The sequence below is a fragment of the Xanthobacter lutulentifluminis genome, from assembly GCF_043194675.2.
In the GTDB taxonomy this organism is placed as follows: Bacteria; Pseudomonadota; Alphaproteobacteria; order Rhizobiales; family Xanthobacteraceae; genus Xanthobacter.
The window spans coordinates 3642509-3660536 of sequence record NZ_CM195525.1; the positions used below are offsets into that span (position 1 = coordinate 3642509).

Below are 18028 nucleotides of genomic sequence, written 5' to 3' on the forward strand. Positions count from 1 at the left end.
TCATGCCTTGTGGCCGCCGGGCGCCGATGCTATGCGGCGCGGATGACCGCCACCGCCCAGAAGAACATCCGCAACTTCTCCATCGTCGCCCATATCGACCACGGGAAGTCCACCCTCGCCGACCGCCTGATCCAGATCACCGGCGGCCTGAGCGAGCGCGAGATGACGGACCAGGTGCTCGACAACATGGACATCGAGCGTGAGCGCGGCATCACCATCAAGGCCCAGACGGTGCGCCTCTCCTACAAGGCGCAGGACGGCGAGACCTACACCCTCAACCTCATCGACACCCCCGGCCACGTGGACTTCGCCTATGAGGTGAACCGCTCGCTCGCCGCCGTGGAGGGATCGCTGCTGGTGGTGGACGCCTCCCAGGGCGTGGAGGCGCAGACGCTGGCCAACGTCTACCAGGCCATCGACAACAACCACGACATCGTGCCGGTCCTCAACAAGGTGGACTTGCCCGCGGCGGAGCCGGAGAAGGTGAAGGCGCAGATCGAGGACGTGATCGGCCTCGACGCCTCCGACGCCATCGGCATCTCCGCCAAGACCGGCCTGAACGTCGACCAGGTGCTGGAAGCCATCGTCACCCGCCTGCCGCCCCCCAAGGGCGACCGCGAGGCGCCGCTGAAGGCGCTGCTGGTGGACTCTTGGTACGACACCTACCTCGGCGTGGTGGTGCTGGTGCGCATCGTCGACGGCGTGCTGAAAAAGAGCCAGCGCATCAAGATGATGGGCTCGGGCGCCGTCTATGACGTGGACCGCGTTGGCGTGTTCACCCCCAAGATGGTGGCCATGGCCGAGCTGGGGCCGGGCGAGATCGGCTTCCTCACCGGCTCCATCAAGGAGGTGGCGGACACCCGCGTCGGCGACACCATCACCGAGGACAAGCGCCCCTGCGCCGAGGCCCTGCCGGGCTTCAAGCCGGCCCAGCCGGTGGTGTTCTGCGGGCTCTTTCCCGTCGATGCCGCCGACTTCGAGGACCTGCGCGCCGCCATGGGCAAGCTGCGCCTGAACGATGCCAGCTTCTCCTTCGAGATGGAGACCTCGGCGGCTTTGGGCTTCGGCTTCCGCTGCGGCTTCCTCGGGCTCCTGCACCTGGAGATCATCCAGGAGCGGCTGGAGCGCGAGTTCAACCTCGACCTCATCGCCACCGCCCCCTCGGTCATCTACGAGATCGAGATGACCGACGGCTCGGTGATCGACCTGCACAATCCGGCCGACATGCCGGACGTGGTGAAGATCGAGGAGATCCGCGAGCCGTGGATCCGCGCCACCATCCTCACCCCGGACGATTATCTCGGCTCGGTGCTGAAGCTGTGCCAGGACCGGCGCGGCAACCAGATCGAGCTCACCTATGTGGGCGCGCGCGCCATGGTCACCTATGACCTGCCGCTCAACGAGGTGGTGTTCGATTTCTACGACCGGCTGAAGTCCATCTCCAAGGGCTATGCCTCGTTCGACTACCAGATCACCGACTACCGGACCGGCGACCTCGTGAAGATGTCCATCCTCGTCAATGGCGAGCCGGTGGACGCGCTCTCCATGCTGGTGCACCGCACCCGGGCGGAGGCGCGCGGGCGGGTGATGTGCGAGAAGCTGAAGGATCTGATCCCCCAGCACCTGTTCAACATTCCCATCCAGGCTGCGATCGGGGCGAAGATCATCGCCCGCGAGACCATCAAGGCCCTGCGCAAGGATGTGACCGCCAAGTGCTACGGCGGCGACATCACCAGAAAGCGCAAGCTGCTGGACAAGCAGAAGGAGGGCAAGAAGAAGATGCGCCAGTTCGGCAAGGTGGAGATCCCGCAGGAGGCCTTCATCGCCGCGCTGAAGATGGACGAGTAGGCCCCTGTCCGACCCGCGCGAATCGGCGCATTGTGCCCGCGTCCACGTCTTCCGGTCGTATCACCCGGCAAGGGGGTCCAGCCATGGCGAAGTTCGAGGTCTACAAGGACAAGGCCGGCGAATTCCGGTTCCGCTACAAGGCGTCCAACGGGGAGGTCATGTTCTCCTCGGAGGGCTACAAGGCCAAGACATCGGCCCTGGACGCCATCGAATCCATCAAGAAGAACGTCGCAGGCGCGAGCGTCGACGATCAGACCAAGAGCTGATCGCACGGCCCTGCAGGATGCGTGGCTTGCCGGCGCGGTGCTGGTGGCCCGTGCTGCTCATTCTGCCTTAATCTGCCACCCTCTTTCCCCAAGCGATGGCATTATTCCTGCTAGGAGCAATCCTGCCAGGAACAGGTTTGCCGGTCAGCCAGCCGCCGCAGCCGCGGGGCATGTGTCGCGTTCCGGCGAAGGGGAGGGGGCATGGCATCGAAGGGCACCGGGCTGTCCGCCTACGGGCTTGAATCCGTAGTCGGCCAAGCATTCGATCGCATCCGGAGCGACACCTCGGGCGAGCTCGCCACCTACATCCCGGAGCTCGGGCGGGTGGACCCGGATCGCTTCGGCATCGCCGCGGTCTCGGTGGAGGGTGAGGTGGTGGCGGCGGGCGATGCCGAGATCCCGTTCACCATCCAGTCGATTTCAAAGGCATTTGCCTTCTGCCTCGCCCTTGAGCTGGCGGGGCGGGAGAAGGTGCTTTCCCGCGTGGGGGTGGAGCCCTCGGGCGACGCCTTCAACGCCATCGTGTTCGATCCGGACACGAACCGCCCGTTCAATCCCATGGTGAACGCGGGGGCCATCACCGTCACCGGGCTGATCGTCGAGCAACTCGGCGCCGAAGGCTATGCGGCCGTGCTGGACCGCTTCTCGGCCGCCGCCGGCCGCCCCCTCGCGCTGGACGAGGCGGTGTATCGCTCGGAGGCGGAGACCGGCCATCGCAACCGCGGCATCGCCCACCTGCTCACCAATGCGGGCGCGCTGGTGGCGGATGTGGATGCCACGCTCGACCTCTATTTCCGCCAGTGCTCCATCCTGGTCACCGCCACGGATCTCGCCCGCATGGGCGCGACGCTCGCCAACATCGGCGAGAACCCGCTGACGGGTTCGAGCGTGTTCGCGGTGGATGCGGTGCGCGCCACGCTCGCGGTGATGTTCACCTGCGGCATGTACAATTTCGCCGGCAACTGGGCGTTCGATGTGGGCGTCCCGGCGAAGAGCGGTGTGGGTGGCGGCATTCTCGGCGTGGTCAACCGGCAGCTGGGGATCGGCACCTATTCGCCGCGGCTCGATGCCAAGGGCAATTCGGTGCGCGGCATCGCCGTGTTCCGGGAACTGGCCGACGAGATGGGCCTGCACGTGTTCGATCCCACCAATCGCGGCTCGTCCCTGCTCGGCGCGTTCGGGCGCTGAGGGGCGGGGAAGCGGCGCGGCGGACGGCCCGGGCTCGGTCTCCGGGCCGCGCGCGAATGGATCAGGAGCAGCGCACGTAGACCATGGTGCCGTAGCGGCGGGAGACCTCGGGGTCCAACCACTTCAGCACCAGAACGTTGCCGTCGAAGCGCACCACCTGGCGGTCGGCCTGGCTGCCGGCCGGCTCGTCGGGCGGGCCGATGAAGACCGGGCCGCCGGCGACCTGCTTCGACACCACTTCCGTCAGCTTGTTGTCGTCGGCGAGGTACATCATGAAGCCGCCGTTCGGGCCGGCGGTGATCACGTAGGGGTTCGAGCACTGGGCGCGGGCCTGGTTCTCGGTGCGGGTGGCATCGTCCGGCCGGTGGTAGGCGGCAAGGCCCCAGCGGCCCACCAGGCGGTCGGCGGCGATCGGGCTGGTGTATTGCGGGCGCGCCAGCGGCGGCGCCTCGGTCGGGCCGGTGGTGCAGGCCGAGAGGGCCAGCGCCAGGGCGGTGGCGGCGACGGCCGCCATGCCGGCGCGGCGCACGGTGGTTGCCTGCGACTTTGCCCACGCATTCATCTTCGTCATGTGATTTCCGAGGCCTCCCCGCCGCCTGGAACAAGTCATAGAAGCATCCACCCTGTCAGCCGGTGGCGCCGAACATAAAGGCTGGCGCCGTCCGCGTCGATTCCCGCCGCTCGGCCCCCAGCCGGCAGGCGCGACGACGCAGCCCACAGGCTACGCCGGGCATGGTTACCGCTTTGCTAGCTTCCGGTTCGCAACGCGTCCCTCCGCGAGATGCTGCGACGCGCCTTGACGGATGCGGAGGGCGACCTTATCTCCGCCGCGAGCTTGGCACTCTTGTTTGGGGAGTGCCAGAACCGGCGGGCTCCGGCTCGCTCTCTCCCGAGAGGTAAGATCCATGACCTTCCGCCCCCTGCACGACCGCGTCGTCGTCAAGCGCATCGAAGCCGAGCAGAAGACGGCTGGCGGCATCATCATCCCCGACACCGCCAAGGAAAAGCCCCAGGAGGGCGAGGTGGTGGCCGTGGGCCCCGGCGCCCGCGACGAGGCCGGCAAGCTGGTTGCGCTGGACGTGAAGGCCGGCGACCGCGTGCTGTTCGGCAAGTGGTCCGGCACCGAGGTGAAGATCGACGGCCAGGACCTGCTCATCATGAAGGAAAGCGACATCCTCGGCGTCATCGCCAAGTGATGCGCTCCTGACACGCGTTTGATGCGCCGGTCCGGGCGCGCGCGGCCCCTGCGGCCCATCCCGCGCGCCCGTCGGCACGGACATTCATATTCAGGAGGCCGGAATGGCTGCCAAGGAAGTCAAGTTTTCCTCCGACGCCCGCGAGAAGCTGCTGCGCGGCGTTGACATCCTCGCCAACGCGGTGAAGGTCACCCTCGGTCCCAAGGGCCGCAACGTGGTGATCGAGAAGTCGTTCGGCGCCCCCCGCATCACCAAGGACGGTGTGTCGGTGGCCAAGGAGATCGAGCTCGAGGACAAGTTCGAGAACCTCGGCGCCCAGCTCGTGCGTGAGGTCGCCTCCAAGACCAACGACCTCGCCGGCGACGGCACCACCACCGCCACCGTGCTGGCCCAGGCCATCGTGAAGGAAGGCGCCAAGTCGGTCGCCGCCGGCATGAACCCGATGGACCTGAAGCGCGGCATCGACCTCGCCGTCGCCGCGGCCATCAAGGACATCCAGGCCCGCGCCAAGAAGGTCTCCTCCTCCGCGGAAGTCGCGCAGGTGGGCACCATCTCCGCCAACGGCGATGCCTCCATCGGCGAGATGATCGCCGGCGCCATGCAGCGCGTGGGCAACGAGGGCGTCATCACCGTCGAGGAAGCCAAGACCGCCGAGACCGAGCTCGAGGTGGTCGAGGGCATGCAGTTCGACCGCGGCTATCTCTCTCCGTACTTCATCACCAATGCGGAGAAGATGATCGCCGACCTGGAAGACCCCTTCCTGCTCATCTTCGAGAAGAAGCTCTCCGGCCTCCAGCCGATCCTGCCGGTCCTCGAGGCCGTGGTGCAGACCGGCAAGCCGCTCGTCATCGTCGCCGAGGACGTGGAGGGCGAGGCCCTCGCCACTCTCGTGGTGAACAAGCTGCGCGGCGGCCTGAAGGTCGCGGCCGTGAAGGCCCCCGGCTTTGGTGACCGCCGCAAGGCCATGCTCGAGGACATCGCCATCCTCACCGGCGGCCAGGTCATCTCCGAGGATCTCGGCATCAAGCTCGAGAACGTGACCCTCGCCCAGCTCGGCCGCGCCAAGAAGGTGATCCTCGAGAAGGAGAAGACCACCATCGTGGACGGCGTCGGCGAGAAGGCCGACATCGAGGCCCGCGTCGCCCAGATCAAGGCGCAGATCGAGGAGACCTCCTCGGACTACGACCGTGAGAAGCTCCAGGAGCGCCTGGCCAAGCTCGCGGGCGGCGTCGCGGTGATCCGCGTCGGCGGCTCCACCGAGGTGGAAGTCAAGGAGAAGAAGGACCGCGTGGACGACGCGCTCAACGCCACCCGCGCCGCGGTGGAAGAGGGCATCGTTCCCGGCGGCGGCGTGGCCCTGCTGCGCGCCAAGAAGGCCGTCGAGGCCCTCAACTCCGAGAACCCCGACATCGCCGCCGGCATCAAGATCGTGCTCCGCGCGCTCGAGGCCCCCATCCGCCAGATCGCCGAGAACTCCGGCGTGGAAGGCTCCATCGTGGTGGGCAAGGTGCAGGAGAGCAACGACCAGAACTTCGGCTTCAATGCCCAGACCGAAGAATATGTGGACATGATCGGCTCCGGCATCGTCGATCCGGCGAAGGTGGTGCGCACCGCCCTGCAGGACGCCGCCTCCATCGCGGCCCTCATCGTCACCACCGAGGCGCTGGTGGCCGAGCTGCCGAAGAAGGACGGCGGCATGCCCGCCATGCCCGGCGGCGGCATGGGCGGCATGGGCGGCATGGACTTCTGAGGAAGTCCGTGTCCGGTACCGAAGCCGGCGGCGCCGGCTTCGGGCATGTCCGGTCATGATCGAAAAGGAAAGGGCGCGGCTTTGGCCGCGCCCTTTTCGTTTGCCGTCATGCCTTGGGCTCCAGCTTCCGCCCTCTGGCAGACAGGAGGCGCGCCGCAGGGAGCCTCCGCTTATGGCGGCCCCCGAAGGCTCGACCCGCGGACTGTCCCTCTAAGCCCCTCGGCCGAGAGGGTGCGGGGCCGGCGGCGAGTGTCCCGCGGCGCCGCTTCCCCCTCAGGTCCCGCAGAAGGTCCGATACCCTTCCATCGACGGCGGCAGCTCCGCGTAGCGGGCGTACCGGGGCTGCTCTTCGTACGGATGGGCGAGCAGGCGGTTGAGGGTCTCGAACGGGCCGAAATCGCCGTCCTCCACCGCTGCGGTGATCACCGCCTCCACCAGATGGTTGCGGGGCACGAACAGCGGGTTCACCGCATCCATGCCCGCGCGCACCTCGTCCGCCGGGCGGCCGGTGGCGGCGAGGCGGGCCTGCCAGCGCGCCGCCCAGGCGTCGAACGCCTCGCGGTCGAGGAACAGGTCGCGCACCGCGCCGAGCGCCTCCGGGTCCGCCGCCGCCGCGCCGAGCCGGCGGAAGGTGAGGGTGAAATCGGCCTTCGAGGCCGCCATGACCGAGAGCAGGTCCAGCGCCAGCGTCGTGTCGTCCTCGGTGGCTCCGGGCAGCCCGATCTTGGCGGCGAGGCCGGCGTGGTAGGCGGCGCGGAACTGCTCCGGGAAGCGGGAGAGCGCCGCATTGGCCTTGGCCACCGCCGCCTCCTTGTCCGGATCGAACAGGGGCACGAGGCTCTCGGCGAGGCGGGCGAGGTTCCAGTGGGCGATGTCCGGCTGCTTGCCAAAGGCGTAGCGGCCGAACTCATCGATGGAGGAGAACACCGTTTCCGGGTCGTAGGCGTCCATGAAGGCGCAGGGACCGTAATCGATGGTCTCGCCGGAGACGGACATGTTGTCCGTGTTCATCACCCCATGGATGAAGCCGATGTTCAGCCAGCGCGCCACCAGCGCCGCCTGCCGGGCGATCACCGCCTCCAGCAGGGCGAGATGCGGCTCGGCCGAGCCCTGCAGCTCGGGATAGTGGCGGGCGATGGCGTAGTCCGCGAGCTGGCGCACCGCATCCACGGCACGGCGGGCGGCGAAGAACTGGAAGGTGCCGATGCGGATGTGGCTCGCGGCCACGCGCACCAGCACGCCGCCGGGCAGCGGGCGCTCGCGCAGCACCGGCTCGCCCGTGGTCACCGCCGCCAGCGCGCGCGTGGTGGGAATGCCGAGCGCGGCCATGGCCTCGGAGACGATGTATTCGCGCAGCACCGGGCCGAGCGCGGCGCGGCCGTCGCCGCGGCGGGAGAAGGCGGTGGGGCCGGCGCCCTTCAGCTGGATGTCGCGGCGCAGGCCGTCGCGGCCCACCACCTCGCCCAGCAGGATGGCCCGCCCGTCGCCGAGCTGCGGGGTGAAATGGCCGAACTGGTGGCCGGCATAGGCGAGGGCGATGGGCTCGGCACCCGCCGGCAGGCGCTGGCCGGCGAACACCTCCACCGCCGCCGGGCTGGCGAGCGCGACGGGATCGAGGCCGAGCGTCTCGGCGAGCGGGACGTTGAGCTTGATCAGCGCCGGCGCGGCCACCGGCGTCGGGGTGGCGGGCGCATAGAAGCCGGCGAGGTCGCGGGCATAGGAATTGTCGAACGGGAACAGGTCGGGGGCCGACGTGTCTTCGCCGGCGGCAACGTGAGAGGCGGAAAGGCTCATGCGGGCAATCTCCCCCGGGGCTAGAAAAGGGGCAGACCCCCGGGCGGTCCATATGTGGCAAAGGTGGGGACTGGGCCGGGCGATGTCCAGCGTGGCGGCGCCGACCCGCCCGCCGGCTCAGGCGACCGCGTAGAGCGGATGCTCGCGCCGGAGCTCCTCCGTCAGGATCTCCTCCACCTTGCCGAGCGCCGGCGGGCGGTTGCCGGGGCGCGCATAGAGCATGAATTCCATGTCCGGCAGAGCCGCCCGGTCGAGGTCGGCCACCACCGCGAGGTCGGGGCGCAGCGCCCGCGGCGAGCGCACGGTGACGCCGATGCCCGCGCCGACGGCGGCCATCAGGCCCGGCAGGCTGGGGCTGGTGAAGGCGACGCGGAACGGCCGCCCGGCCGCATTCATTGCGGAGATGGCGGCGCTCCTGCACACGCACGGCGTCTCGAACAGCACCAGCGGCACCGGCTGGTCCCGGTCGAGCCGCAGGTGGCGGGCGGCGATCCAGATCATGGGCTCGCGCAGCATGAGGGTGGCGGGCAGATCGCTGTCGTTGCGCAGCCCCACGGCAAGGTCGAGATCCTCCGCCTTCAGCTTGTCCAGCATGGTGGAGGTGGTGCACACGCGCACCGTGATGGGCGCCTGCGGGAAGCTCGCGGCGAGGCGGGTGAGGATGCGCTGCATCACCGCCTCGCCCACGTCCTGCACGAAGCCGAGCCGCAGCGGCTGGGCGAAGGCGCCATGGACGTGCTGGGTGAGCAGGTGGTCGTTCAGGTCCAGCAGGCGCCGGGCGTCGTCCAGGAAGGCGGCGCCGCGGGGCGTGGGGGAGACGGCGCGGCCGCGCCGCTCCAGCACCTGGAAGCCCACCATCTCGGCCAGCCGGTCCATCTGCAGGCTCACCGCCGACTGGCTGCGCCCCACCTTGCGGGCGGCGGCGGAAATGGAGCCGAGGTCCGCCACGGCGGCGAAGCTGCGCAGGAGATCGAGGTCGAGGTTGCGGATCATTTCATGAGGATAACCAATCTCTGAGATTTTTGAATTCAATTTTTCTCATGATAATTCCGGCGCTAGCTTCTCGCCGTGCTCACTGAAACGGAGGCTGCCATGCCCCTTCTCGACGTCAAGCTCTCCGGCGCGCCGGACCCGGCCCTCGCCGCCCGCGCGGCCGCCACCCTGTCGGACCTCACCGCCCGCATCCTGCGCAAGGACCCGGCGCTCACCGCCGTCGCCGTCTCGTTCGTGCCGGGGGAGCAGTGGTTCGTGGGCGGGCGATCGCTGGTGGAGGCGAACGCTTCCTCCTTCGCCCTCGACATCCTGATCGTGGACGGCACCAACACCAAGGACGAGAAGGCGGCCTACCTTCAGTCCGTGTTCGACGCCATGGCCGAACTGCTGCCCCGGCTTCATCCGGAGAGCTACATCCTGGTGCGGGAGGTGAAGGCCGATGCCTATGGCTACGGCGGGCGCACCCAGGAAAGCCGCTATGTGGAGCGCAAGCTGCGCGCCGCCTGAGAAGCAAAAAAAGGCGCCGGGCGTGCGCGCCGGCGCCTTGAGGCAGGGCGTCGCCACCCGCCACATCCAGAACCGGCCGGCCCCGCAGGACCGGCCGCGCGTATCACTCGCAGGCGCTACTTGCCGGCGAGCAGGGGCGCGAGCTCCTTGTCCCACTCGGCGATGCCGAGGGCGCCGGAGATCTTCTTGCCGTTGATGAAGAACGTGGGCGTGGCGTTCACGCCCAGCTCCTTGTTGGCGTAGAGCGCGCTTTCCTGCACGTTCTCGCCGAGCTTCTGGTCGGTCAGGCACTTCTCGAAATCGGCCTGGCTCATGCCCGCCTGCTTGGCCACGGCGAGGAGGCCGGCGGCCGGATCGTTGCTGAAGGCCCAGGTCTTCTGCGTCTCGAACAGGGTCGAGACCATGGGGAAATACTTGTCCTCGGGCATGCAGCGGGCGAGCATGAAGGCGGCGGTGGCCACCGGCTCGAACGGGAACTCGCGGAAGACGAACCGCACCTTGCCCGTGTCGATGTACTTCGTCTTCAGCTCGGGGAAGGTGGTGGTGTGGAAGGCCGCGCAATGGCTGCACGTCATCGAGGCGTATTCGATCACCGTCACCGGCGCGGTGGCGCTGCCCAGCGCCTTCTCCGGCAGCGGGCTGGCCGCGGGCGCCATCAGCTTGGCCTGCTCCACCGTCTGGGCGGCGGCCGGCTCGAAGGTGAAGGGCACGCCCAGGCCGGCGGCGAGGGCGGCAAGGCCGGCCCCGACCAGGAAGCGGCGGCGATCGACAATCATGGACATCTCCGAGAGGACCGGAAGAAATGGTCGCGGCGCCTGCGTGGGCGCCCGGGTGGCGGAAGCCTTGCCCGTCGCGCCTCCCGGATCGTGCTGCGCGGCCTGTGGCGCGCGCGGACCCGGCAGGCACGGGGGAATGCCTCACCATTCCTCGCGCTCTAACATGTCGCCCTTGTGGCGGCAAACCGCGCTGCGATCACAGCTCGTTCAGCATCCGGGCCCGAAGGATCAGGAGCGCCCGCGCTCGCGCCGCACCAGCGCGCCGAGGCGGGCGAGGGAGGCGGCCAGCGCCTCGTCCTCGAACCGGCCGATCTCCTCGCGCACCGTCGCGACGCTGGCCCGGTCCGGCTCGACGGGCGCGGGCGGGCGGGCGTGGCGCTGCGGCACCGGCCCCTGGCGCAGCTGCAGCCGGCCGACGCAGCGCCAGCCGAAATAGGAGTTGATCCGCTCCACGATGATGCCGGCCGCGTATTGCAGCTCGATGGCATAGGCGCCCTCCACCCGGACCACGAGGGTGGCGGCGGCGCCCTCCTCGCGCGGCCATTGCAGGCGCACCGGCAGGCAGCGGGGCGCGAGGTCCGGCCCGACGATCTCGTCCCAGTGGGTCACCACCTCCACCGCCGAGAAACCCGCCTTGCCGCACACGTCGGCGATGCCCGGCGCCACGAAATTGGCGAGGGGACGGGGGCCGGCGCGGCGGCGGGAAGGAGCGGGGCGGGACACGGGCGGCTCTGTGCGGATCGTTGCGGGTGTGGTGGAACGGCGGCCGCGCCGGCACGGCGGGCGCCGGGGACTGTGGATCAACGCCACCGATCGATCAATGCCAACGGTGGAGCAGCGCCGCGCGTGGACCGGCGCAGGCGGCGTATCCATGGGGGCGTATCTATGGGGGCGCAGAGGCGCGCGGGTGCGGCGGCGGCCGGCATCCTGTTGCCGCCATCCCCTTGCCGGCGGGCGCCGAGGCGGCCACCTTGGCGCCATGACATCCTCTCCCGACGATCGCACCGCCACAAGGGCAGGGGCCAAGGAAGCCGCCAGGGAAGCCGCGAGGGAAGGCTCGCAGCGGGCCGCTGCCGCCGGCGCCGGGAAGGCCGCCCGGGCCGGCACCGATCCCTTCGCCGAAGCCGCCGCCGATCCCGGCGTCCGGGCCGAAATACGGGTCGGCACGCAGGTTGGGGCTAAGGCCGCCAGCGATTCCGTCGGCGATTCCGGCATCAGGCCCGGCTCAAGGGCCGCCCGCGGCCGCCGCCGGCCTGCCATTGCCGGTACCGCTCCCGTTCCCGCGGTCTCGGAGGAGCGCGGGGAGGCCGCGGACCGCCCGGTTCTTCGTGAGCACGGCGCGCCGGGGGATGTCGGGCTTCAACATCAGCTCGCGCTTCCCGTGGACGCGGTCGGTGCGGGGAAGCGCCGCCAGCGCACTGTCTTGGTTGAGGCCGGGGCGAGCGGGGAGGGTGCCGGCGCGCCGGTAGGCGTCGCCCGTCCCGCGCAGCCCCTCCGTGCACCTGTGCACGCTCCCGATCCCGCCGACCTCCTCGCCTGGTATGATCGCCATCGTCGCCGGCTGCCGTGGCGTGCCGAGCCGGGGCGGCGGGCGGATCCCTACCATGTGTTCCTCTCGGAAATCATGCTGCAGCAGACCACGGTGAAGGCCGTGGGGCCCTATTTCGGCGCCTTTCTCGCGCGCTGGCCCACGGTCTCGCACCTCGCGGCGGCGCCGCTGGAAGAGGTGCTCTCGGCCTGGGCGGGGCTCGGCTATTACGCCCGGGCGCGCAACCTTCACGCCTGCGCTCAGGCGGTGGCGGAGCGGCACGGCGGCGCCTTCCCGCAGGAAGAGGCTGCGCTGCTCGCCCTGCCGGGCATCGGCCCCTATACGGCGGCCGCCATCGCCGCCATCGCCTTCGACCGCAAGGCGAGCCCGGTGGATGGCAACATCGAGCGCGTCATCTCCCGCCTTCATGCGGTGGCCGATCCGCTGCCCGGCGCGAAGCCCGTCATCAAGGCGTTGGCCGCCGCCCTCACGCCGGACGCGCGGCCGGGGGATTTCGCGCAGGCGATGATGGATCTGGGCGCCACCATCTGCACGCCGCGCTCCCCGGCGTGCCCGCTCTGCCCGTTCACCGCCGCCTGCCGGGCGCGGGCGGAGGGCGAGCCGGCGCTTTATCCGGTGAAGGCGGCGAAGGGGGAGAAGCCGCGGCGGGCCGGCGTCGCCTTCCTGGCGGTCCGTGCCGACGGGGCGGTGCTGCTGCGCACCCGCCCCGACAAGGGCCTGCTGGCGAAGATGACCGAGGTGCCGGCCACCCCCTGGTCTGCACGCGGCGCGGCGATGCCGGCGGACCCGGCCGTCCACGCTCCGCTCGAGACGCGCTGGCGGCCGCTGCCGGGAAGCGTGCGGCACGTGTTCACCCATTTCGAGCTGGAGCTGGCCGTGTGGCGCGCGGACCTGCCCGCCGGCACGCCGGCACCGGCTGGCGCGCGCTTTGTGCTGCCGAGGGATTTCGATGCCGAGGCGCTGCCCTCGCTCATGCGCAAGGTGCTCGCCCACGGGCGGGTGGGAGATGCGCCGGCGCGTTAAGGCCGCAAGGTTCGGCGCCGCGGGATCGTCCTGCGCAGGGCGCTTCTGTGCAGTCATCCGTGCAGGTGCGCAGGGCGGGGCGGCGCCTCGCCGTCTGGGGGCGTGCGACGCGAGCCCGGCCGGGCTCACTCCGCCGCGATGCCCATCTCCGCCCTGAGGCGGGCGCGCAGCACGTCGATGGGGTGGCGGCGGCCGGCCTCCTCCACGTGCCAGAAGGTCCAGCCGTTGCAGGCTTCCGCCCCCTGCGCGAGGGCGCCGACGCGGTGGATGGAGCCGACGTTCTGGGCTCCGGGCGCCGGCTCGGCGAGGGCGATGGTGCCGTCCGCCCGCACCACGGCGCGGAAGCGGCCCTTGGCGTCGGTGAGCTCCGCGCCCGGCGTCACCAGCCCGCGCTCCACCAGCGCCGAGAAGGCGACGCGCGGCGCTTCCCGCGCGCTCGGCGGGGCGATGAGGGCGGCCTCGGACAGGGGCTCGACGGCGGCGATGCGGGCGCGGGCGGCCTCGGCATAGGCCTCCTCCCGCTCGATGCCGATGAAGGAGCGGCGCAGGCGCTTGGCCACCGCGCCGGTGGTGCCGGAGCCGAAGAAGGGATCGAGCACCACATCCCCCGGCTTGGTGGCCGAGAGCAGCACGCGGGCGATCAGCGCCTCGGGCTTCTGGGTGGGGTGCAGCTTGCGCCCGGCGCCATCCTTCAGCCGCTCCTGCCCGGTGCACAGGGGGAACAGCCAGTCGGAGCGGACCTGAACGTCGTCGTTGCCGCCCTTCAACGCCTCGTAATTGAAGGTATAGCGGGCCTGCGGGTCGCGCGCCGCCCAGATCAGCGTCTCGTGGGCATTGGTGAAGCGGCGGCCCCGGAAGTTGGGCATGGGGTTCGCCTTGCGCCAGATGATGTCGTTGAGGATCCAGAAGCCCAGATCCTGCAGCATCGCGCCGACGCGGAAGATGTTGTGATAGGAGCCGATGACGAACAGCGTGCCGTCGGGCTTCAGCGCCCGGCGCGCGGCCAGCAGCCAGGCGCGGGTGAAGGCGTCGTAGGCGGCGAAGCTCTCGAACTGGTCCCAGGCGTCGTCCACCGCATCGACGCGGCTTTCGTCCGGCCGCTTCAACTCGCCGCCGAGCTGGAGATTGTACGGGGGATCGGCGAACACGAGGTCCACGCTGCCGGCGGGCAGGGCCGCCATGGCGCGCACGCTGTCGCCCAGGATCACCTGATCGAGCGGCAGCCCGGCGGCGCTCCCCACGGGGGAGGGGGCCGCCAAGGGGGCAGGTTCGGGATACTCCGGACGGACGCCCAACCGGCGCGCCGTCCGCCCGGCCGCCCCCTTGGCCACACTACGCATGACGCAACCCTACGCAACGCTTACGCACGGGTTGCAGTGTGGGGGGCAGGGGTTAAAGGCGGGTGAAGGGGATGCGCCCGGCGGCAACCGAAATGCCGTGTCGGGCACGCGCTCGGATCATCCGGGCCCGAGCCTCCCCGCGCGGCGCCCGGCGCGCTATTCCGCCGCCTCGCGCCGATCGGTCACCGGCGGGACGCCGTTCATGCGCCCCACCACGTCCACCATCAGCGGCACGTTGCTGGCGCCGTAGCCGAGGCCGTCGGCGGTGGCATAGAGATTCTTGACGGTGGCGCTGATGAAGGCGGCCGCGCCGGTGTTGGTGGCGAGGTTGGTGACGTAGCGCATGTCCTTGTGCGCATTGGTGATGGTGAAGCGGTGCGATTCGGGGTTTCCCTCCAGCGCATAGCCCATGAAGGTCTGGTAGAAGCCGCAGTCCATGCGCCCGCCGCGGATCACCTGATCGAACACCTGCGGCGTCACGCCCGCCTTGGCGGCGATGGCCAGCGCCTCGGCGTAGATGGCGCCGTAGCCCAGAGACAGGAAGTTGTTGAGCAGCTTCATGGTGTGCCCGGCCCCCGGCGCGCCCACCCGCACGATGCGGCTGGCGAAGGCGGCGATGGTGGGCTCCACCACCGCGAAGGCGGTATCGGTCGCGCCCACCATGGCGGACAATTGGCCCGTCTCCGCCTGGATCGGCGTGCCGCCGAGCGGCGCGTCGCAGAAGGCGATGCCGCGCCCGGCCAGCTCCTGCGCCAGCGCCATGGTGAGGGTCGGCTCGGAGGTGGAGGTGTCGACGATGTGCAGGCCCTCGTGCGCGCCCGCGAGGATGCCGTTCTCGCCGCGCAGCACCTCGGTCACCTGCGGCGCGCCGGTGACGCACAGGACGATGATGTCGCTGCGCCGCGCCAGGTCGGCGGGGGAGGTGGCCTCGGCGGCGCCCTTGGCAACCAGATCCTCCACCGGAGCCCGGTTGCGGTGGCCCAGTACGGTGAGCGGGAAGCCCTTGGCCAGGATGTTGCTCGCCATGCCGTGGCCCATGAGGCCGACGCCGATGAAGCCCACGCGCGCCTTGGTCATAATTCCACTCCCGATAGGTCTTGGCCCAACGGTTAAATCGTTTAGCATGAAGATAAGGATGGCGCGAGACACATCGGTTCCGGTTATAGGGAACGCCCATGGACGAGACGATCCCCGCTCAGGCCTCACCTCCCCTCGGCAAGGTCACGCTCCAGGGCCTCGCCCGCGAGCTCGGGCTTTCCACTGCCACCATCTCGCTCGCCTTGCGCGACAGCCCGATGGTGGCGGAGGCGACGCGCCTCAAGGTGCAGGAGGCGGCGCGCCTGCGCGGCTATGTGGCGAATCGCGGCGCCGCCGCGCTGCGCACCGCGCGCACCAACATCGTGGCCATGGGCCTGCACGACATCGTCAACCCGTCCTTCACCGAGCTGCTCGCGGCGGTGGAGGAGGCGCTGTCCGCCGCCGGCAAGACGGTGCTCCTCGGCGTCAGCCAGGAGGATGTGACGCGGCAGACGCGCACCCTCGGCACGCTCGCGGAATATCGTCCGGATGCCTTCATCGTCTCCCCGGCCGCCTTCTCCACGGTCGACGACCTCAGGGCGCTCGCCTCCACCGGCATCGCGGTGGTGCAGGTGACGCGCGAGATCGAGGGCTCGGGCTTCGACTTCGCCGGCTCGGACGACACGGCGGGTGTGGCGCTGGGCGTCGCCCATCTGGTGAAGCTGGGGCACCGGCGCATCGGCATGGTGGGCGGCTATGACGCCATTTCCACCGGCCGCAAGCGCCTCGCCGGATACCGGGCGGGGCTGGCGGCCGCGGGCATCGCCTACGACCCGCAGCTGGTGATGGAGGGGCCCGGCCTGCGCGAGGAGGGCCGCCGGGCGGTGGGCCGCCTGCTGGCGCTGGAGGAGCCGCCCACCGCGGCCGTCTGCTTCAACGATCTCTCCGCCTTCGGCGCCCTCATGGGCCTGCAGGCGGCGGGCCTCACCGCCGGCACGGACTTCTCGCTGGTGGGCTATGACGACATCGCCGAATCGAAGCTCTGGCATCCGCCGCTGACCACGGTGCACACCTTCATCCCCGAGTATGGCCGGGCCGCCGCCGATCTCGTGCTGAAGCGCATCGCCGATCCCGCCCGCCCGGTGGAGCGGGTGGAGATGGCGCCGAAGCTGGTGGTGCGCTCGACCACCGCGCCGCCCGTGCCGGTGAAGCGCCGGCCCGCATGATCGTTCCGGTTGCCGACGCCGACGACCCGCGCATCGCCGACTATCACGCGGTGCGCGAGCGCGACCTCGTGGGCCGCGACGGCCGCTTCATGGCCGAGGGCGAGGTGGTGCTGCGCCTCCTCGCCGCGCGGCTGGGGGAGGCGGGCGGGCACCGGCTGCTGTCGCTCCTGCTGTCGCAACAGCAGGCCGAGCGGCTGGCGGACGTGATCGCGGCGCTGCCTGCCGAGCTCCCCGTCTTTGTGGCCGGGCAGGCGGTGATGGACGCGATCGTCGGCTTTCCCATCCATCGCGGCATCCTCGCGCTGGGCGCGGCGCGGCCGCTGCCGGAGCCGGGCGCGCTGCTGGACAGGCTGGGGCCACGGGCGCTGGTGGTGGCGGCCCTCGGCCTCACCAACCACGACAACATGGGCGGCATCTTCCGCAACGCCGCCGCCTTCGGCGCCGATGCGGTGCTGATCGACCGCGCTTCGTGCGATCCGCTCTATCGCAAGGCGATCCGGGTGTCGGTGGGCGCGAGCCTCGTGGTGCCGTTCGCCCGCGTGGCGGATGCCGCGAGCCTGCTGAACATTCTTGCCGCGCGGGGGTTCGAGACGGTGGCGCTCTCGCCCTCCGGCCGCGAGGTGCTCTCCCGGCTGCAACGCCCGGAGCGGGTGGCGGCCCTGTTCGGCACCGAGGGGCCGGGCCTGCCGGATGCGGTGATGGCCCGCACCCGCACCGTCTCCATCCCCATGGCGGCGGGCTTCGACAGCCTCAACGTGGCCACAACCTCCGGCATCGTGCTGCACCATCTGGCCGGGGTGTGAGGCGCGTTCACTCCTCGGTGGTGCTTTCCCAGGTGGCGTGGCGCACGCCCGGAAGCGCGGCGAGCCGGTCCGTCACCGCATCGAGCTCGGCCGGCTCCACGGCGGTGGCCACCAGCTTGGCGATGAGCACGGCGGTATAGTCCGGCCCGGGCGCCTCCTCCACGTCGCCGACCGGATATTTCGCCGCCTCCAGCGCCTCGATCAACGTGTCGCGCAGGGCGGTGAGCTGCGGCGTGTCCACCGTCACGCGCACCTCGTAGCTGACTTCCGAGCGCCGGTCGTCGATGGGGATGCGGTCGATGGCCTTGGCGACCGGGCGCAGGATGGTGTTGCCGGCGATGATGATGAAGGTGATGAGCACCGCCTCCGCCAGCATGTCGGTGCCGGCGCAGCTGCCCACGGCGGCCGAGCACCACAGGGTGGCGGCGGTGTTCAGGCCCCGCACGTTGAGGCCTTCCTTCATGATGACGCCGGCGCCGAGGAAGCCCACGCCGGTGATGACGTTGGCCACCACGCGCATGGCATCCGTCGGCCCGCCGATGCGCGAGGCGAGATCGGCGAAGGCGGCCGCGCCCACCGCCACCAGCACGTTGGTGCGCAGGCCCGCGGTGCGCTGGCGGTACTGCCGCTCCGCGCCGATCAGGGTGCCGAGCACGAAGGCGGCGAAAAGGCTCACCATCGTGTCGAGAAAGGAAACCGCATCGAAGGTCGCGATGAAGCGCAAGGCGATGTCCCCCAGCCGCCGGTGCCGA

The 18028-nt window shown here is 70.4% G+C and carries 17 protein-coding genes; 9 read left to right on the plus strand and 8 right to left on the minus strand.

All coding sequences use genetic code 11. The features are described 5' to 3' along the window. The first annotated feature begins 42 nt into the window (after positions 1–42). The 3 genes from lepA to glsA all read left to right on the plus strand — a co-directional run bounded on the left by lepA (position 43) and on the right by glsA (position 3302). Positions 43–1848 carry a translation elongation factor 4 gene (lepA, locus tag V5F49_RS16780; protein ID WP_394116688.1) on the plus strand — a complete coding sequence of 602 codons (1806 nt, stop codon included), beginning with the start codon at positions 43–45 and terminating at the stop codon, positions 1846–1848. Positions 1849–1931: 83 nt separating this feature from the next. Beyond that, positions 1932–2114, plus strand: coding sequence for a YegP family protein (locus V5F49_RS16785; RefSeq protein WP_394116689.1), 183 nt, complete (start codon positions 1932–1934; stop codon positions 2112–2114). Positions 2115–2315: 201 nt separating this feature from the next. Next, positions 2316–3302, plus strand: coding sequence for a glutaminase A (gene glsA, locus V5F49_RS16790; RefSeq protein WP_394116690.1), 987 nt, complete (start codon positions 2316–2318; stop codon positions 3300–3302). Positions 3303–3363: 61 nt separating this feature from the next. Here glsA and V5F49_RS16795 read toward each other — a convergent pair whose 3' ends face one another. After that, entirely contained in the window at positions 3364–3873 is a 510-nt protein-coding gene (locus tag V5F49_RS16795) for a hypothetical protein (protein WP_394116691.1), read from the minus strand. Positions 3874–4207: 334 nt separating this feature from the next. Between V5F49_RS16795 and groES the strand changes: the two genes are divergently transcribed. Both groES and groL read left to right on the plus strand, forming a co-directional pair. Further along, the gene (gene groES, locus V5F49_RS16800; protein WP_394116692.1) at positions 4208–4498 is read left to right on the plus strand and encodes a co-chaperone GroES; all 291 of its coding nucleotides are present in this window, start codon (positions 4208–4210) and stop codon (positions 4496–4498) included. 103 nt (positions 4499–4601) lie between these two features. Next, complete coding sequence (groL, locus tag V5F49_RS16805) at positions 4602–6248, plus strand: chaperonin GroEL (protein WP_394116693.1); 1647 nt, start codon at positions 4602–4604, stop codon at positions 6246–6248. Positions 6249–6521: 273 nt separating this feature from the next. Here groL and V5F49_RS16810 read toward each other — a convergent pair whose 3' ends face one another. Next, positions 6522–8042, minus strand: a complete 1521-nt coding sequence (locus V5F49_RS16810) for a protein adenylyltransferase SelO (RefSeq protein WP_394116694.1) — start codon at positions 8040–8042, stop codon at positions 6522–6524. Between the two features lie 117 nt (positions 8043–8159). Then, the gene (locus V5F49_RS16815; protein ID WP_394116695.1) at positions 8160–9035 is read right to left on the minus strand and encodes a LysR substrate-binding domain-containing protein; all 876 of its coding nucleotides are present in this window, start codon (positions 9033–9035) and stop codon (positions 8160–8162) included. Between the two features lie 99 nt (positions 9036–9134). On the opposite strand from V5F49_RS16815, the gene V5F49_RS16820 reads away from it, so the two are divergent. Next, positions 9135–9542 (plus strand): tautomerase family protein, encoded by a 408-nt coding sequence (locus V5F49_RS16820; protein WP_394116696.1) that lies wholly within the window; start codon positions 9135–9137, stop codon positions 9540–9542. 116 nt (positions 9543–9658) lie between these two features. On the opposite strand, the gene V5F49_RS16825 is transcribed toward V5F49_RS16820, so the two are convergent. Then, positions 9659–10318, minus strand: a complete 660-nt coding sequence (locus V5F49_RS16825; RefSeq protein WP_394116697.1) for a DsbA family protein — start codon at positions 10316–10318, stop codon at positions 9659–9661. Positions 10319–10546: 228 nt separating this feature from the next. Then, positions 10547–11041: a DUF721 domain-containing protein gene (locus tag V5F49_RS16830; protein WP_394116698.1), complete on the minus strand. Its 495-nt coding sequence runs from the start codon at positions 11039–11041 to the stop codon at positions 10547–10549. Between the two features lie 781 nt (positions 11042–11822). On the opposite strand from V5F49_RS16830, the gene mutY reads away from it, so the two are divergent. Then, complete coding sequence (gene mutY / locus V5F49_RS16835) at positions 11823–12890, plus strand: A/G-specific adenine glycosylase (RefSeq protein ID WP_394116699.1); 1068 nt, start codon at positions 11823–11825, stop codon at positions 12888–12890. A 125-nt stretch (positions 12891–13015) separates the two neighbouring features. On the opposite strand, the gene V5F49_RS16840 is transcribed toward mutY, so the two are convergent. Both V5F49_RS16840 and V5F49_RS16845 read right to left on the minus strand, forming a co-directional pair. Beyond that, complete coding sequence (locus V5F49_RS16840; RefSeq protein WP_394116700.1) at positions 13016–14230, minus strand: site-specific DNA-methyltransferase; 1215 nt, start codon at positions 14228–14230, stop codon at positions 13016–13018. A 156-nt stretch (positions 14231–14386) separates the two neighbouring features. Further along, a complete protein-coding gene (locus tag V5F49_RS16845; RefSeq protein ID WP_394116701.1) occupies positions 14387–15307 on the minus strand; it encodes an NAD(P)-dependent oxidoreductase in 921 nt (306 codons plus the stop codon). Between the two features lie 98 nt (positions 15308–15405). On the opposite strand from V5F49_RS16845, the gene V5F49_RS16850 reads away from it, so the two are divergent. Further along, positions 15406–16473: a LacI family DNA-binding transcriptional regulator gene (locus V5F49_RS16850; protein ID WP_394116702.1), complete on the plus strand. Its 1068-nt coding sequence runs from the start codon at positions 15406–15408 to the stop codon at positions 16471–16473. Beyond that, on the plus strand, positions 16470–17276 hold the full coding sequence (locus tag V5F49_RS16855) for a TrmH family RNA methyltransferase (protein WP_394116703.1): 807 nt from the start codon (positions 16470–16472) through the stop codon (positions 17274–17276). The genes V5F49_RS16850 and V5F49_RS16855 overlap by 4 nt, the downstream gene beginning before the upstream one ends. Positions 17277–17283: 7 nt before the next feature. Here V5F49_RS16855 and V5F49_RS16860 read toward each other — a convergent pair whose 3' ends face one another. Then, on the minus strand, positions 17284–18000 hold the full coding sequence (locus tag V5F49_RS16860) for an MgtC/SapB family protein (protein ID WP_394116704.1): 717 nt from the start codon (positions 17998–18000) through the stop codon (positions 17284–17286). Positions 18001–18028 lie beyond the last annotated feature (28 nt).

Coding starts and splice junctions, on each gene's coding strand:
- V5F49_RS16820 (WP_394116696.1), top strand. CDS start 9,135: ATGCCCCTTCTCGACGTCAAGCTCTCCGGCGCGCCGGACCCGGCCCTC.
- V5F49_RS16850 (WP_394116702.1), top strand. CDS start 15,406: ATGGACGAGACGATCCCCGCTCAGGCCTCACCTCCCCTCGGCAAGGTC.
- V5F49_RS16825 (WP_394116697.1), bottom strand. CDS start 10,318: ATGATTGTCGATCGCCGCCGCTTCCTGGTCGGGGCCGGCCTTGCCGCC.
- V5F49_RS16855 (WP_394116703.1), top strand. CDS start 16,470: ATGATCGTTCCGGTTGCCGACGCCGACGACCCGCGCATCGCCGACTAT.
- V5F49_RS16810 (WP_394116694.1), bottom strand. CDS start 8,042: ATGAGCCTTTCCGCCTCTCACGTTGCCGCCGGCGAAGACACGTCGGCC.
- groES (WP_394116692.1), top strand. CDS start 4,208: ATGACCTTCCGCCCCCTGCACGACCGCGTCGTCGTCAAGCGCATCGAA.
- glsA (WP_394116690.1), top strand. CDS start 2,316: ATGGCATCGAAGGGCACCGGGCTGTCCGCCTACGGGCTTGAATCCGTA.
- V5F49_RS16785 (WP_394116689.1), top strand. CDS start 1,932: ATGGCGAAGTTCGAGGTCTACAAGGACAAGGCCGGCGAATTCCGGTTC.
- lepA (WP_394116688.1), top strand. CDS start 43: ATGACCGCCACCGCCCAGAAGAACATCCGCAACTTCTCCATCGTCGCC.
- V5F49_RS16795 (WP_394116691.1), bottom strand. CDS start 3,873: ATGACGAAGATGAATGCGTGGGCAAAGTCGCAGGCAACCACCGTGCGC.
- V5F49_RS16815 (WP_394116695.1), bottom strand. CDS start 9,035: ATGATCCGCAACCTCGACCTCGATCTCCTGCGCAGCTTCGCCGCCGTG.
- V5F49_RS16845 (WP_394116701.1), bottom strand. CDS start 15,307: ATGACCAAGGCGCGCGTGGGCTTCATCGGCGTCGGCCTCATGGGCCAC.
- V5F49_RS16840 (WP_394116700.1), bottom strand. CDS start 14,230: ATGCGTAGTGTGGCCAAGGGGGCGGCCGGGCGGACGGCGCGCCGGTTG.
- groL (WP_394116693.1), top strand. CDS start 4,602: ATGGCTGCCAAGGAAGTCAAGTTTTCCTCCGACGCCCGCGAGAAGCTG.